Genomic DNA, 13,711 nt, shown 5'->3' with positions numbered 1-13,711 from the left:
GCTCACAGTGCTGCTCAACCTGGTCCTGTAGAACCCGGCCCGGCGCGCGCGACGGCGACACCAGAATGGGGCATGCCCCTGCTGACCGCGCTGCCGCTGGCGCTGGCGCTGGAGATGGTCGCCGGGTCGAAGCTCGTCAGCGCCGTCGTCCTCGCCTCCGGCCGCCACCCGCGGCGCAGCTCGGCGGCCTTCCTGGGCGGTGTGGCGGTCGGCGTCCTCGGGCCGCTGACGCTCTGGTACGCGGCGTTCCGGGTGGTGCGGCACACCGCCGTGCACGGCATCGGGGCAGGCGGCAGCCGGCGGCTCATCGACTGGATCGTGCTGGGCCTGCTGGCGGTCCTCATGGTGGTCACGTTCCGCAGGCGGCGGCGCGACCGGCCGCCCGGGTGGCTGCGCCGGTTGCAGGACCCCCGGCCCGCGTACGCCTTCGGTCTGGGGCTGGTGCTCGCCGTCGCCGTACCGAGCGACGAGCTGGTCATGGCGTCGGTCGCGGGAAGCATGGCCGGGCACGGCCGCCCGTGGTGGCATCTCCTGCCGTTCGTCGCGCTCACCGTGCTGCTGCTGGCCCTGCCGCTGCTCACGCTGCTGCTGTCCGGCGAGCGCGCGGAGCGTCTGCTGCCCGCCTTCCGCTCCTGGACCGACAGGCACTCCTGGCTGGTCAGCGAGACGGTCATCCTCATCTTCGCGGCCTTCGTGGTGGCCGACCTGGCGGGGTCGTTCAGCCGGCCGTGAGGTCCACCTCGGCCAGCACCGGATAGTGGTCCGAGGCCGAGTCGGCGTCACCGTCGCGGACCACCCGCACCGCTCGTACCCGGTCGGCCAGCGCCGGACTGGCGAGCAGGTAGTCCAGCCGCATCCCGGCGAACTCGGCGCCGCCGTGCCGGGTCGGCACGGTCAGGCCGCCGGGTTCGTCGCCGCCGGACCGCGGCCACAGATCGACCAGCCCGGCGTCGAGCAGCCGGGCCACCGCGCGGGTGTCCACGGTACGGCCGTCGCGGCGCAGGTGCCGCCGCCGGTACGGCGTGGCCAGCCCGGCCAGCCGGGCGGTGTGGTCGGCTGTGGGCTCCAGCGTGTTCAGGTCACCGGCGAGCAGGGCCAGCTCTCCCCCGGTGCGCCGGAGCGCGGCGGCCAGCCAGTCCGCCTCCATCCGCCGCCGCCCGCCCGAGTAGGGGTTCAGGTGCGTGCTGAACACGGTGAGCGGTCCCGCGCCGGTGGCGACCTGCACCCGGGCGGCGGCGTGGTGGAACGGGCGGCGGACCCGGCCGGCGCGCAGCACCCGCAGCGGCGGGCGGACCAGCACCGCCACCGGCTGGCCGAAACAGGACCGGGCCAGGTACGGCGTCATCCCGAGCCGCCCGGCCAGGCCGCCCAGCGTGGCGTCCATGCCGCGCAGTTCCTGCAGGGCCAGCACATCGGGGCGCTGGGCGGTGACGACCGAGACGATCCGGTCCCGGCGGTCGGTGCCGCCCGCGTCCCGCCCGCCGGTCCGGATGTTCCAGGTCATCACCCGCAGCATCGGCTCAGTCCGGCCGCGCGGCCTTGGCCAGCTCGTCGTCCAGCTCGTCGACCTGTTCGGACTCGATCGCCGGCCGGTTGCCCTCGTACACGTCGGCGTTGGGCCGGATCACCCAGTACAGCAACGACAGCCAGAGCGCGCCGAGCAGGATCGCGCCCATGAAGTCGGTCGGGTGGTGCATGCCCCGGTACATCCGGGAGGTGGCCACGCCGACCGGCATCAGCACCGCCAGGCCCACGAACAGCCACCGCCACCACCTGTCGGTACGCGGGAACACGATGACCGCCATGGCCACCCAGAGGCAGATGGTCGCCGCGATGTGCCCGGAGGGGAACGACGAGGTGGGCATCTGCCCGTCCAGGTTCTCCACCGGCGGACGGGGGCGGTCCACCACCCGGGCGCTGGCCAGGAACAGGCTCAGCTCGCCGAACATCGCCAGCACCACGTACAGCACCGGCCGCCACCGCCGCCACACGGCCAGCACGATCGGGCAGAACACCAGCGACACCAGCAGGATCGCGTGGGTGTCGCCGAACTTGCTCCACCACCAGCTCAGCTCCGTGAGCGCGTCGGTGTGCCGCTCGGCGAACCAGCGCGGCACCTCGGTGTCGAGCGAGTCGAAGAACGTGCCCTCGGCGTGGTAGCTGACGAACATGCCGAACGCGTAGAGCACCCCGAAGACGAGCACCCAGCCGACCAGCAGCTCGGCGATCGCCGAGCGCGGGTGCTCCAGCACCTTCTCCTCGTCCGGCGCGAGCGCCAGGTCCTCGCCCGCCTCCGGCTCCAGGCCCTCGCGCAGCGGCGGCACCGGCCGGCCGCGCTCGCGCCGCCACAGCCGGAAGGCGTACGCGGTGACGCCCAGCCAGGCCGCGCCGAGCAGCCAGCCGCCGATCACGTCCGACACGAAGTGCACGCCCAGCGCGATCCGGGTCAGTCCGACCAGGAAGATCAGCAGGGCGGCGATGCCGATGGCGGGCTTGCGCCAGCGCGGCGACATGGCCGGCAGGAACACCAGCAGCAGCGCCCCGTACGCGACGAACGAGCCGAGCGCGTGACCACTGGGGAAGCTGTTGCCCGGTGCGCTGGCGATCGGCACGTCCACCACCGGGCGCAGCCGCCCGACCAGCGCCTTGAGCGACGGGTCGAGGATCAGCCCGCCGGCGCCGGTGACGATCAGGTAGACCGCCAGCCGGGACTGGCGGCGGATCAGCAGGCCCACCACCGCGATGGTGACCAGCCAGATCAGCACCGGCCGCCCGCCCAGGTCGGTGATCGCCTGGAGCACTGTGACCAGCGGGCCGTGCGGGGCCACGAGGTTGTTGAACCACTCGGCCGTCTCGTGGTCGGCGTGGTAGAGCGGGCTCCACCGGAACCGGACCAGCATGAGCAGCACGCCGAACCCGACTCCCGCGCCGGCCACGGCGAGCAGGCCCGCGAGGCTCCGCTCCGCGAAATGGCTGAGCGGCCGGCTCCCGGCTTCCTTGACCGCGGTCACACCGCACCTCCCTCGTTCTTCTGCGAGGCGCGCTGTACCCGATCGGCGTGTTCCGTACACGCCGGACCGGCGTGGCGTCAGAGCGAGGTCATCTCACCGGTGTCGAACAGCTCCGCCCGCTGCGCCTCCGGCTCCCACAGGTCCGGCTGGGCGGGCTCCTCCACCCCGATGCGCATCGCTTCGAGCTGCGCGGCGAACGCCAGCCCGCCGAACAGCGCGATCCCGGTGAGGTTGGCCCAGAGCAACAGGGCCATCATGCCGGTCAGCGCGCCGTAGGTCTGGCCGAATCCGCCGCTGTACTTCACGTACGCGGCGAGCAGCAGGCTGGCCAGCCACCAGATCGCGATGGCGATGGACGCGCCGAAGAAGAGCCAGGACAGGCCGGGCTGGCGGCGTCGCGGGGCGTGCCGGAACAGCACCGCGACGGCCAGCACGGTGAGGCCGAGGCTCAGCGGCCAGCGGATCACGTCCCACCCGGCCATGGCGACGTCGCCCCACTCGTAGTGCCGCCGTACCGACTCGCCCATCGCCCGGCCGCCGACCAGGATCAGGAAGCCCGCAAGCGCGGGTACGCCGGCGACCACCGCGAGGACCGCGGCGCGCAGGTACTTCGCCAGCGCCGGGCGGTCCCGCTCGACGCCGTAGATCCGGTTGGCGCCCCGCTCGATCTGCGCCATCGTGGTGGTCAGCGCGACCAGCCCGGTGAGCAGACCGAGGGTCAGTGCCAGCTCGCCGGCGTCCTCGGTGCGCTCGCTGTCGGTGAGCAGGTCCTGCACCATGGCTTCGCTCTGGCCGGGCGTGATGGCCAGCACCGTGTCGGCGACGACCTTGCCGCCCTCGTCCACGCCCAGGTCGGTGATCAGGCCGGTGAGCGCGATCAGGAACGGCACCACGGCCAGGCAGAGCTGCAACGCCAGCGCCCGCGAGTGGCTGAACCCGTCGCCGTAGCGGAACCGGATGAACGCGTCCCGCAGCAGGCACCAGCCGCCGTGCCGGCGCAGTGTGTGCCAGGCGTCGTCGGCGGACAGTTGGTCCTCGGTCATCAGCCGGGTCTCGGGGACCAGCTTCGTGCTACTCACGGCGGGCCTCCTCGACCAGGTGCTCACCGCGCTCGCCGACCGCGTCGGCGTCCACCGCCAGGTCGGGATGCTCCTGCGGGCGCGGTACGCAGAGCCAGAGCGACTCGGGGCGGATGGTGGCCTTCAGCGACCGGCCCGGCTCGATCAGGTCGCCGTCGAGCTGCCGGGGCTGCGCCCGGGTGCTGGTGATCTCGACCGAGCGGGCCCGGAACACCTCCATCCCCGGCACCCTGTCGCGGCGGCGCAGCACCGCCCAGCCCATGGCGAGCCAGTGGCGCAGCGTACGCGGCGTCAGCACCGCCACGTCGAGCCAGCCGTCGTCCGGTTCGGCCTCGGTGAGCAGGCGTACCCCGCCCTGGAGACGCCCGACGTTGGCGACCAGGACCGAGCGGGCCCGGCGGCGCAGCGGCGGCTTGCCGTCGATGCGCACCGAGACCCGCATCGGCCGGTCGCGCAGGTGGCGGGCAGCGCCCACCACGTACGCGGGCCAGCCGATCCGCTTCTTCGTGGTCTCCGAGGTGGAGTCGAGCATCTGGGCGTCGAAGCCCATTCCGGCCATCACCGCGAAGCACTTGTCGCCGACCACGCCGACGTCGAGGCGGCGCATCCCGCGCTCGACGGCGACCTCCAGCCCGGCGGCCAGGTCGCCGGAGAGGCCCAGGTTGGCGGCCAGCAGGTTGCCGGTGCCCTGGGGCAGCACCGCGAGCGCCACGTCGGTGCCGGCCAGCGCGGTCACGCAGGCCATCACCGTGCCGTCGCCGCCGCAGGCGAAGACGACCTCCGCGCCCGCCTTCACGGCCTGTTCCGCCTGCCCGCGGCCCGGGTCCTCGACCGTCGTCTCGTACCAGGTCGGGGCCGGCCACCCGGCGGCGGCGAGCGCGCCGTCCACGGTGCGGCGGAACTCGTCCAGGTCGGCCACCTTCACCGGGTTGACCACCACTGCCGAGCGCGGGGTGCGGTTCTCCGCGTTCACCGGGCGCTTGTCGTCTGCACCGTCCACGGCGTCAGTGTGCAGGACACGGGGCGTGACGGCGACCCGGCGGAGCGGGACGTTGCGAGAACCGCAAACAGGTTTGAAAACCGGGTGCGGGTCAGGCCGCCTCGCGCAGCGCCGCGTCGACGCGCCGCCGCAGGTCGTCGATGTCCACCCCGGCCTCGGTGAGCACCACGGCGGCCGGGCCGCCGCCCTCGCGCAGCAGGCCGAGCAGGATGTGTTCGGTGCCGATGTGCCGGTGGCGCAGCCGCAGCGCCTCGCGCAGCGACAGCTCCAGCACCTTCTTGGCGCGGGGCGAGAACGTGCCGTGGTGCGACCCGCGACGCCACCACCGGCGCGGGCGCGGGGTCGCCTCGCGCAGCGCGTCGGGGCCGAAGGACTCCTCGATCCGGGCCACTATCGCGGCGAGGTCGATGCCGATCTCGCGCAGCGCCGCGGCGTCCGCCGCGCCGAGACCGTCCACGCCCTGCGCGGTGTGGCGGGCCACCGCGGCGCGCAGAACCTCGGCGTCGACGCCGCCGGCCGCGAGCAGCCGTACCGCCAGGCTGTCGCGGTCGGCGAGCACGCCCAGCAGCAGGTGCTCGGTGCCGACCGGCCGCCGCCCCTCGGCGCGGGCCTCGTCGAGCGCGTGGTGCACCACGGCACGGGCCCGGTCGGTGAATCGTTCGAACATCACGCCTCCCAGCTCTCGCGCACCGCCGGTCGCCCGGCGTGCTTCTTGTGGACCGCCTGCCGGCTGACCTCGAGGGCGTCGGCGATCTCCTGCCACGACCAGCCCTGCCGCCGGGCGTTGTCGACCTGGATCACCTCGAGCCGTTCGAGCAGCCGGCGCAGGGCGAGCACCGCGCGCAGGCCGACCTTGGGGTCGGTGCTGCCGGCCGCCGCCGCGAGTTCCGTCGCTTGACTCATGCTGTCAATGTAGGTTGACAACACCCCTCGCGTCAACCCTGGTTGACAGGCGACCCGGCCTGCCGCTGTCCGGCCCGTCCCGGTGTTACGGTCCGCTGGTGTTCCGCCGCCGCCCGCTGGACCGGCCGGTCGAGTCCGCGCGCCGGCTCACCGCCGGCCGCCTCACCCTGGAGATCGCCGGCGGCAGCGTGGTCGGGCACCGCTACCCGGAGAACTACGACGTGCTGCACGTCGACCCCGAGCTGCCGCTCGCGGTGATCTGCGACGGGATGGGCGACGGCGAGGGCAGCCGGGTGGCGGGCACGACAGCGGCCCGGACGTTCACCGCGCGGGTCCGCGCCGGCTGGCCCGCCGTCGGCGCCGCCGCGCTGCGGGCCGCCGTGGCCGAGACCCAACGGCGGGTACGCCAGGTCGGCGCCGCGCAGTCCGGCCTGACCGGGTGCACGCTCACCGCGCTCGTGGTCGAGCCGGACGGCGAGCAGGGCTGGCTGGTGCAACTCGGCGACTCGCGGGCGTACCGGCTGCGCGACGGTCTGCTGGAGCTGGTCACCGTCGACCACACCATGGCCTGGCTCGGCCTGCTGCACGGCTGGTGGCCGGCCGACTCGCCGGAAGCGGCGCGGGCGCGCTACCAGCTGCTGCGCTACGTCGGCCACCCGGCCCGGCCCGAGCCGGACCTGCTCGCCGTGCCGCTGCGCCGGGGCGACACCTGGCTGCTGTGCACCGACGGGATCAGCGACCAGCTCGGCTACCACCGGCTGCGTGACCTGCTCTCCGCGCGACGCGACCCGGCGCGCACCGCCGAGGCCCTGCTCGCCGCGAGCCTGGACGAGGGCGGCGAGGACAACGCCACAGCCGTCGTGCTGCGCGTCCACCCGGCGCTGCCCGCCCCGCGCTGACCGCCAGTTCCGCCGACCCGCTCCGGCGCACCCGGTCCCACGACTACGGTGGGTGAAAAGCAGGGGTCGGGAGGTGAGCCGGGGTGGCCGCACCCAGCCACGGCGCGGTGGTGGTCGGAGTCAGCCGGTCCGAGGCCGATCTGACGGTGGTCCGCACGGCCGCCGCCGAGGCCGCCGCCCACGACCGGCCGCTGCACCTGCTGCACGCGTTCAACTGGGCCGCGACGCCCGGCCCGGCCCCGGCCGGCGGCACCCGCACGGACGCGGAGAACGTGCTGGAGCACGCCGGACAGGTCGTCGCCGAGTGCGCGCCGGAGGTGCCCGTCAGCGGCCGGATCGTCGAGGGCTCGCCGGTCGAGGCGCTGCTGCGGGTCGCCGACACCGCATTCATGATCGCGCTCGGTGACGGGGGCATGTCCGCCCACCCGGACCGCGTGCCGGCCGACACGCCGGCGGTGGACGTGGCCGCCCGGGCGGGCTGCCCGGTGCTGGTCGGGCGCACCCAGCCGGCGCCGCCCGGGCCGCTGCTCGTCGGCTTCGACGGATCGCCCAGCTCGCAGGCCGCCCTCGCGTACGCCTTCGACTGCGCGCAGCACCGCGGCGCCCGTCTGCTCGCCGTCCGGGTGATCGAGCCGGAGTCCGGCGACCGCGACGACGGGCGGCTGGAGGAGGCGGTCACCCGGCAGGCCCGGCGGTATCCCCGGGTCACCGCCGGCTGCGAGACCGTCCATGGTGAGCCGAGGTCCGTCCTGCTCGACCGGTCCCGCGCCGCGCAGCTCGCGGTGGTGGCCGCCTGGGGAGACGGGCCGGTAGGGTCCACTCTGGGCGCGGTCAGCCAGTCCCTGCTCTACCACTCGCCGGCCCCGCTGATCGTCGTACGGGGCATCCCCGCGGACGCCGGGGACGGGTCATGACGCCCGCGCGAGGCGGGACCTACGGCCCTGACCGGCGACCCCCGATGGGACGAGGCTGGACGCGCCGGGGAAGAAAATGTGGTCCCCGAGTGGCAGCCGACCCCGAGCCACGAGAGGCTAAGGCAGCATGGACACCGCGGTGAACCTGCACAGCCCCCTGACCGAAGACGAGTTGCGCCGGCTGGACGCCTACTGGCGCGCGGCGAACTACCTGACCGTCGGCCAGATCTATCTGCTCGACAATCCGCTGCTGCGCGAACCGCTCAAGCCCGAGCACGTCAAGCCGCGCCTGCTGGGCCACTGGGGCACCAGCCCCGGGCTCAACCTGCTCTACACGCACCTCAACCGGGTCATCGTGAACCGGGACCTGTCCGCCATCTTCGTCACCGGCCCCGGCCACGGCGGCCCGGCGCTGGTGGCGAACACCTGGCTGGAGGGCACCTACAGCGAGCTGTACCACCACATCCCCCGGGACGAGACCGGCATGCAGCGGCTGTTCCGGCAGTTCTCCTTCCCGGGCGGCATCCCGAGCCACGTGGCGCCGGAGGTGCCGGGTTCGATCCACGAGGGCGGCGAGCTGGGGTACGCGCTGAGCCACGCGTACGGCGCCGCGTTCGACAACCCGGACCTGCTGGTGGCCTGCGTGATCGGCGACGGCGAGGCGGAGACCGGTCCGCTGGCCGGAAGCTGGCTGTCGAACGTGTTCCTCAACCCGGCCCGCGACGGCGCGGTGCTGCCGATCCTGCACCTCAACGGCTACAAGATCGCCAACCCGACGGTGCTGGACCGGATCCCCCGCGAGGACCTGCGGGACATGATGCGCGGCTTCGGCTACGAGCCGTACGTGGTCGAGGGCGACGACCCGGCGACGGTGCACCAGCTGCTGGCCGCCACGCTCGACCGGGCGGTCGACGAGATCACCGCGATCCAGCGCCGGGCCCGCTCCGGCGAGCACGTCGAGCGTCCCCGCTGGCCGATGATCGTCCTGCGGACGCCGAAGGGCTGGACCGGGCCGTCCCGGGTCGACGGCAAGCAGGTCGAGGGCACGTTCCGCGCCCACCAGGTGCCGATCTCCGAGGTGCGGGACAACCCGGCGCACCTGGCCGAGCTGGAGCGCTGGCTGCGCAGCTACCGGCCGGAGGAGCTGTTCGACGCCACCGGCGGCCCGGTCGCCGAGGTGGCCGACCTGCCGCCCACAGGTGACCACCGGATGAGCGCCAACCCGGTCGCCAACGGCGGCAGGCTGCTGCGCAACCTGGAGCTGCCGGACTTCCGCGACTACGCGGTCGACGTACCGACGCCGGGTGAGCCGATGGCCGGCGCGACAGGTGTGCTCGGGCCCTGGGTCCGGGACGTGATCGCCCGCAACCCGGAGACGTTCCGCCTGTTCGGCCCGGACGAGGTCGCCTCGAACCGGCTCGGCGCGGCGTTCGAGGTGACCGACCGCGCGTTCGTGGGCGCCGAGGTGCCCGGCGACGACCACCTCTCCCCCGACGGCCGGGTGATGGAGGTGCTCTCCGAGCACCTGTGCCAGGGCTGGCTGGAGGGCTACCTGCTGACCGGCCGGCACGGCATCTTCACCAGCTACGAGGCGTTCATCCACATCGTCGACTCGATGGTCAACCAGCACGCCAAGTGGCTGAAGGTGACCCGGAACATCCCCTGGCGGGAGCCGGTGGCGTCGCTGAACTACCTGCTGTCCAGCCACGTGTGGCGCCAGGACCACAACGGCTTCTCGCACCAGGATCCGGGCTTCATCGACCACGTGGTGAACAAGAAGGCCGAGGTGGTCCGGGTCTACCTGCCGCCGGACGGCAACACGCTGCTGTCCACGATGGATCACTGCCTGCGCAGCCGGCAGTACATCAACGTGGTGGTGGCCGGCAAGCAGCCCGCGCCGAACTGGCTGACCATGGACGAGGCGATCCAGCACTGCCGCCGCGGCCTGGGCATCTGGGACTGGGCCAGCAGCGACGACGGCACCGAGCCGGACGTGGTGCTCGCCTGCGCCGGTGACGTGCCGACGCTGGAGACGCTCGCCGCCGTCGACCTGCTGCGCCGGCACCTGCCGGACCTGAAGGTGCGGGTCGTCAACGTGGTCGACCTGATGCGCCTGCAACCGCCGTCGGAGCACCCGCACGGCCTGCCGGACAACGAGTTCGACACCATCTTCACCCGCGACAAGCCGGTGATCTTCGCGTACCACGGGTACCCGTGGCTGATCCACCGGCTCACCTACCGCCGGACCAACCACGAGAACCTGCACGTGCGCGGTTACAAGGAGGAGGGCACCACCACGACGCCGTTCGACATGGTGATGCTCAACGACCTGGACCGCTTCCACCTGGTCATCGACGTGATCGACCGGGTGCCGGGGCTGCGGTCGCGCGCCGCGCACCTGCGCCAGGACATGGTGGACGCCCGCCAGGCCTGCCGCGACTACACCCGCCGCTACGGCGAGGACGACCCCCGGGTCGCCGAGTGGCGCTGGATCCGCGAGAACGATCCGGCCGTGAGGAGTGGGGAATGAGCGGCGAGGAGATCCTGGTCGGCTACGACGGGTCCGCCGACGCGGCGGTCGCCCTGAACTGGGCGCTGCACGAGGCGGGCCGGTCGGGTCGGCCGGTACGCCTGGCGTACGTCTTCGAGTGGCTGACAGTGACCGGCTGGATCGGTCCCGGCGTGGCGCCGGGGGTGTGGCCGGACGAGGCCGCCCGGCAGCAGGTCGACGAACTGGTCCGCAAGGCGGCGGCGGACGCCGCCGCCTTGCGGCCGGGCCTGACCGTGCACGGCGAGGTGTTCGACGGCCCGCCCGCGCTGGTGCTCCAGGAGCGGTCCGCCGACGCCGGGATGCTGGTGCTCGGCAGCCGGGGCCACGGCGGCTTCGGCGGGCTGCTCGCCGGTTCCACGGCGGTCTCGGTCGCCGCGCACGCCCACTGCCCGGTGGTGGTGGTCCGCGACGGCCAGGCCGCCACGTCCGGGCCGGTGGTGGTCGGCTCGGACGGCTCGGAGTCGGCGCTGCGGGCGCTCGGCTTCGCCGTCGAGCGGGCCGCGCAGCGGGACGTGCCGCTGCGGGTGCTACGGGCCTGGGAGCCGCCGGGCGACCGGTGGGTGCCGCCGGACTTCGACCCGGAGCAGGTCGCCGCGAGCGAACGGGCCGCCGCCGAGGCGGAGCTGGCGCCGTGGCGGGAGAGCTTCCCCGACGTGCCGGTCGAGATCGAGGCGGTCCCCGGCAGCGCGTCCGCGCTGCTGGTGGAGGCGAGCCGGTCGGCGCAACTCGTGGTGGTCGGCAGCCGGGGCCGGGGCGGCCTGCGCGGCATGCTGCTCGGCTCGGTCAGCCAGCAACTCATCCAGCACTCGCACTGCCCCGTGGCTGTGGTACGCGAGCGCTGACTCAGCGGCCGGGCGCGGTGGAGCCCTCCTCCGGGTTGAGCGAGAAGTAGTCCTCCTCCTCCTGGGCCAGATGCAGGCGCAGCACCGCGTCCAGGCCGTAGAGCGCGGCCAGCAGATCGGGCACCTCGTCACGGCGCAGCCGGCCGTCCGGCTGCGCCGTGAGGTGCCCGCCGATCCGCTCCACCAGCCGCACGATCTCCACGTGCGCCCGGCTCATCGTGGAGGTCGCCTCGTCGCTGCCGAGCGGCCCGGCCAGCGCCGGGTAGAGCTGCCGGTCCTCGGCCGCCTCGTGCGGCAGCACCTCGTCGACCAGGCGCCGGTGCACCTCGCGCAGCGCCGGCAGGCACGCCGGATCGTCCGGGCGGGTCGCCACCATGTCGGCGGTGTCCCGCAGCCGGGCCAGCACGTCGCGCACGCCGCCGTGCTCGCCCGCGTACCGGTCGAGCAGCTCGCGTGTGTGCGCCGGCAGGTCCCGCCGCCGCAGGCCGCCGCCGAGCGCGCGCAACGCGTTGAGGATCACCAGGACGTCGATGCCCTCCTGGAGGAACGCGCCGGCCACCGGGGGCAGCCGGCCCGCCGCGGCCACCAGCATCGCCAGCACCGCCAGCCCCATCCCGACGGTGGCGCTCTGCACCGCGATGCGGCGGGCGTACCGGGCGATCTCGACGGCGTCGGCGAGCCGGTCCAGCCGGTCCACGGTGAGCACCGCGTCGGCCACGTCCGCCGAGGCGGTCGCCCCGGTCGCGCCCATCGCCACGCCGACGTGCGCCTCGGCCAGCGCGGGCGCGTCGTTCACGCCGTCGCCGACCATCACAGTCACCGCGCGCGCCGACTCCTGGCGTACCCGATCGGCCTTCTCCTGCGGCGAGCACCGCGCGATCACGTCGTCCACGCCCACGATCTGCGCCACCTGCCGGGCCGTGCCCGGGCGGTCGCCGGTCACCATGACCAGGCGCTCCAGGCCCGCCTCGCGCAGCCGCCGCACGGTCCGCCGGGCGTCCGGGCGGACCGGGTCCTCCAGCAGGATCGCACCGAGCGGCCCGTGGTCGTCGCTGACCCAGACCGCGGAACGCCCGGCCCGTTCGGCGCGTTCACCGAGCCGGCCCGCCCACTCCGGCGGTTCCCCGGCGAGCTGACCGACGTGCACCATCCGCCCGTCGACGCGGCCGCTCACCCCGTGCCCCGGCTCCTCGGTGACCTGCGTCGGCTCGGCCAGCGGCAGCCCCCGCTCGCGGGCCTGCCGCACCAGCGCGGCGGCCAGCACGTGCGGGGAGAGCTGCTCGACCGAGGCGGCCAGCCGCAGCACCTCGTCGCGGTCGCCGCCCGGCGCCACCACCACCTCGGCCGCCCGGGGCCGCCCGGCGGTGAGCGTGCCGGTCTTGTCGAGCAGGAGGGTACGGGCGCGGCCGAGCTGTTCCAGCGACCCGCCGTCGCGGACCAGGACGCCGCGCCGGGCCACCCGGGACAGCCCGGACACCACGGCGATCGGGGTCGCCAGCAGCAGCGGGCACGGGGTGGCCACCACCAGCACCGCCACCGCCCTGGTGAACTCGCCGGACAGCAGCCACGCCAGCCCGGCCAGCACCAGCGTGAACGGTACGAACGCGGCGGCGTACCGGTCGGCCAGCCGTACCATCGGGGCCTTGCGGGCGGTGGCCTCGCCGGCCAGGCGGACGATGCCGGCGTAGGTGCTCTCCGCCGCGTTGCGGCGGGCCCGCAGCCCGAAGCCGGCGCCCGCGTTGACGACGCCGCTGGCCACCTCCTCCCCGGCCGCGCGGGTGACCAGCTGCGACTCGCCGGTGACCACCGACTCGTCCAGCGTCGCGGACTCCTCGACCACGCCGTCCACAGGCACCACGTCGCCCGGTCCGACCACCAGCCGGTCCCCCACCGCGACGCGGTCCAGCGGCACCACCTCGATCCCGCCGTCCGGGGTACGCCGGCGCGCCTGCCGGGGCGCGCGTTCCAGCAGCGCCCGCAGGTCACGGGTGGCGCGGCGCTGGGCGTACTCCTCCAGCGCCCGCCCGGTGGCGACCATCACCGCGATCACCGCACCGGCCAGGAACTCCCGCACCAGCAGCGCGCCGAGCAGCGCCAGCACCGCGATGACGTCCACCCCGAACTGCCGCAGCCACAGCTGGCGCAGCGTCGTCCAGGCCGCCGGCACCAGGGCCACCACCGTGACCGCCGCCCAGACCAGCCGGGCGGCGTCGTGCGCGCCGGCGAACCACAGCGCCGCGCCGGCCAGCACGGCCACTGTGAGCAGCACCAGCGGCGCCCACTCGGCCCAGGCCCACCGCCGGGCGCGGGCCGGCTGCTCGGGTACGCACTCGCGTGGTTCGGTTCCCACGTGTGGATCGTCTCAGCCCGGACGTGGGGCGGGCGGGGCGACCCGGGTAATCCGGGGGCGAAGGACCCCTGCGGGGCGGCCGGGCATGCCCGAGGATGGAGCGGCATCCCCACCCGGGCGTCCCGGGCGTGGGGCACGATGGGGAAAACAGGAAAGGTCGTG

Annotated in this window: 12 protein-coding genes; 5 read left to right on the top strand and 7 right to left on the bottom strand. The window is 74.4% G+C overall.

The annotated features are described in order from the left end of the window. The first annotated feature begins 72 nt into the window (after positions 1-72). Positions 73-732 carry a GAP family protein gene (locus tag ML5_RS09865; RefSeq protein WP_013474574.1) on the top strand — a complete coding sequence of 220 codons (660 nt, stop codon included), beginning with the start codon at positions 73-75 and terminating at the stop codon, positions 730-732. Here ML5_RS09865 and ML5_RS09860 read toward each other — a convergent pair. From ML5_RS09860 to ML5_RS09835, 6 genes are all read right to left on the bottom strand, one after another. Continuing rightward, positions 719-1,516, bottom strand: coding sequence for an endonuclease/exonuclease/phosphatase family protein (locus ML5_RS09860; RefSeq protein WP_013474573.1), 798 nt, complete (start codon positions 1,514-1,516; stop codon positions 719-721). The genes ML5_RS09865 and ML5_RS09860 overlap by 14 nt on opposite strands. 4 nt (positions 1,517-1,520) lie before the next feature. Continuing rightward, positions 1,521-3,011 carry a phosphatase PAP2 family protein gene (locus tag ML5_RS09855; RefSeq protein WP_013474572.1) on the bottom strand — a complete coding sequence of 497 codons (1,491 nt, stop codon included), beginning with the start codon at positions 3,009-3,011 and terminating at the stop codon, positions 1,521-1,523. Positions 3,012-3,088: 77 nt separating this feature from the next. Further along, entirely contained in the window at positions 3,089-4,090 is a 1,002-nt protein-coding gene (locus ML5_RS09850) for a YihY/virulence factor BrkB family protein (RefSeq protein ID WP_013284895.1), read from the bottom strand. Further along, on the bottom strand, positions 4,083-5,090 hold the full coding sequence (locus tag ML5_RS09845) for a diacylglycerol kinase family protein (protein ID WP_013474571.1): 1,008 nt from the start codon (positions 5,088-5,090) through the stop codon (positions 4,083-4,085). Before ML5_RS09845 ends, ML5_RS09850 begins: the two co-directional genes overlap by 8 nt. Positions 5,091-5,181: 91 nt before the next feature. After that, complete coding sequence (locus ML5_RS09840; protein WP_013474570.1) at positions 5,182-5,757, bottom strand: Clp protease N-terminal domain-containing protein; 576 nt, start codon at positions 5,755-5,757, stop codon at positions 5,182-5,184. Continuing rightward, positions 5,757-5,993 carry an HTH domain-containing protein gene (locus tag ML5_RS09835; RefSeq protein WP_030275209.1) on the bottom strand — a complete coding sequence of 79 codons (237 nt, stop codon included), beginning with the start codon at positions 5,991-5,993 and terminating at the stop codon, positions 5,757-5,759. Before ML5_RS09835 ends, ML5_RS09840 begins: the two co-directional genes overlap by 1 nt. A 98-nt stretch (positions 5,994-6,091) precedes the next feature. On the opposite strand from ML5_RS09835, the gene ML5_RS09830 reads away from it, so the two are divergent. The 4 genes from ML5_RS09830 to ML5_RS09815 all read left to right on the top strand — a co-directional run bounded on the left by ML5_RS09830 (position 6,092) and on the right by ML5_RS09815 (position 11,199). Next, positions 6,092-6,892 carry a PP2C family serine/threonine-protein phosphatase gene (locus tag ML5_RS09830; protein ID WP_013474568.1) on the top strand — a complete coding sequence of 267 codons (801 nt, stop codon included), beginning with the start codon at positions 6,092-6,094 and terminating at the stop codon, positions 6,890-6,892. An 83-nt stretch (positions 6,893-6,975) separates the two neighbouring features. Then, positions 6,976-7,806 carry a universal stress protein gene (locus tag ML5_RS09825; protein ID WP_013474567.1) on the top strand — a complete coding sequence of 277 codons (831 nt, stop codon included), beginning with the start codon at positions 6,976-6,978 and terminating at the stop codon, positions 7,804-7,806. Positions 7,807-7,933: 127 nt separating this feature from the next. Next, on the top strand, positions 7,934-10,336 hold the full coding sequence (locus tag ML5_RS09820) for a phosphoketolase (protein WP_013474566.1): 2,403 nt from the start codon (positions 7,934-7,936) through the stop codon (positions 10,334-10,336). Further along, complete coding sequence (locus tag ML5_RS09815) at positions 10,333-11,199, top strand: universal stress protein (protein WP_013474565.1); 867 nt, start codon at positions 10,333-10,335, stop codon at positions 11,197-11,199. Before ML5_RS09820 ends, ML5_RS09815 begins: the two co-directional genes overlap by 4 nt. Before the next feature lies 1 nt (position 11,200). Here ML5_RS09815 and ML5_RS09810 read toward each other — a convergent pair whose 3' ends face one another. After that, on the bottom strand, positions 11,201-13,549 hold the full coding sequence (locus ML5_RS09810; RefSeq protein ID WP_013284887.1) for a heavy metal translocating P-type ATPase: 2,349 nt from the start codon (positions 13,547-13,549) through the stop codon (positions 11,201-11,203). Positions 13,550-13,711 lie beyond the last annotated feature (162 nt).

Origin of the sequence: Micromonospora sp. L5 (genome assembly GCF_000177655.2) — a bacterium.
Classification (GTDB): domain Bacteria; phylum Actinomycetota; class Actinomycetes; order Mycobacteriales; family Micromonosporaceae; genus Micromonospora; species Micromonospora aurantiaca.
The sequence above is the reverse complement of the archived record's forward strand: the minus strand, read 5'-3'. Positions and strand labels throughout refer to the sequence as shown.

What these genes read in the sequence shown, in the direction of transcription:
- ML5_RS09865 (WP_013474574.1), top strand. Translation starts at nt 73, where the DNA reads ATGCCCCTGCTGACCGCGCTGCCGCTGGCGCTGGCGCTGGAGATGGTC.
- ML5_RS09860 (WP_013474573.1), bottom strand. Translation starts at nt 1,516, where the DNA reads ATGCTGCGGGTGATGACCTGGAACATCCGGACCGGCGGGCGGGACGCG.
- ML5_RS09840 (WP_013474570.1), bottom strand. Translation starts at nt 5,757, where the DNA reads ATGTTCGAACGATTCACCGACCGGGCCCGTGCCGTGGTGCACCACGCG.
- ML5_RS09835 (WP_030275209.1), bottom strand. Translation starts at nt 5,993, where the DNA reads ATGAGTCAAGCGACGGAACTCGCGGCGGCGGCCGGCAGCACCGACCCC.
- ML5_RS09820 (WP_013474566.1), top strand. Translation starts at nt 7,934, where the DNA reads ATGGACACCGCGGTGAACCTGCACAGCCCCCTGACCGAAGACGAGTTG.
- ML5_RS09815 (WP_013474565.1), top strand. Translation starts at nt 10,333, where the DNA reads ATGAGCGGCGAGGAGATCCTGGTCGGCTACGACGGGTCCGCCGACGCG.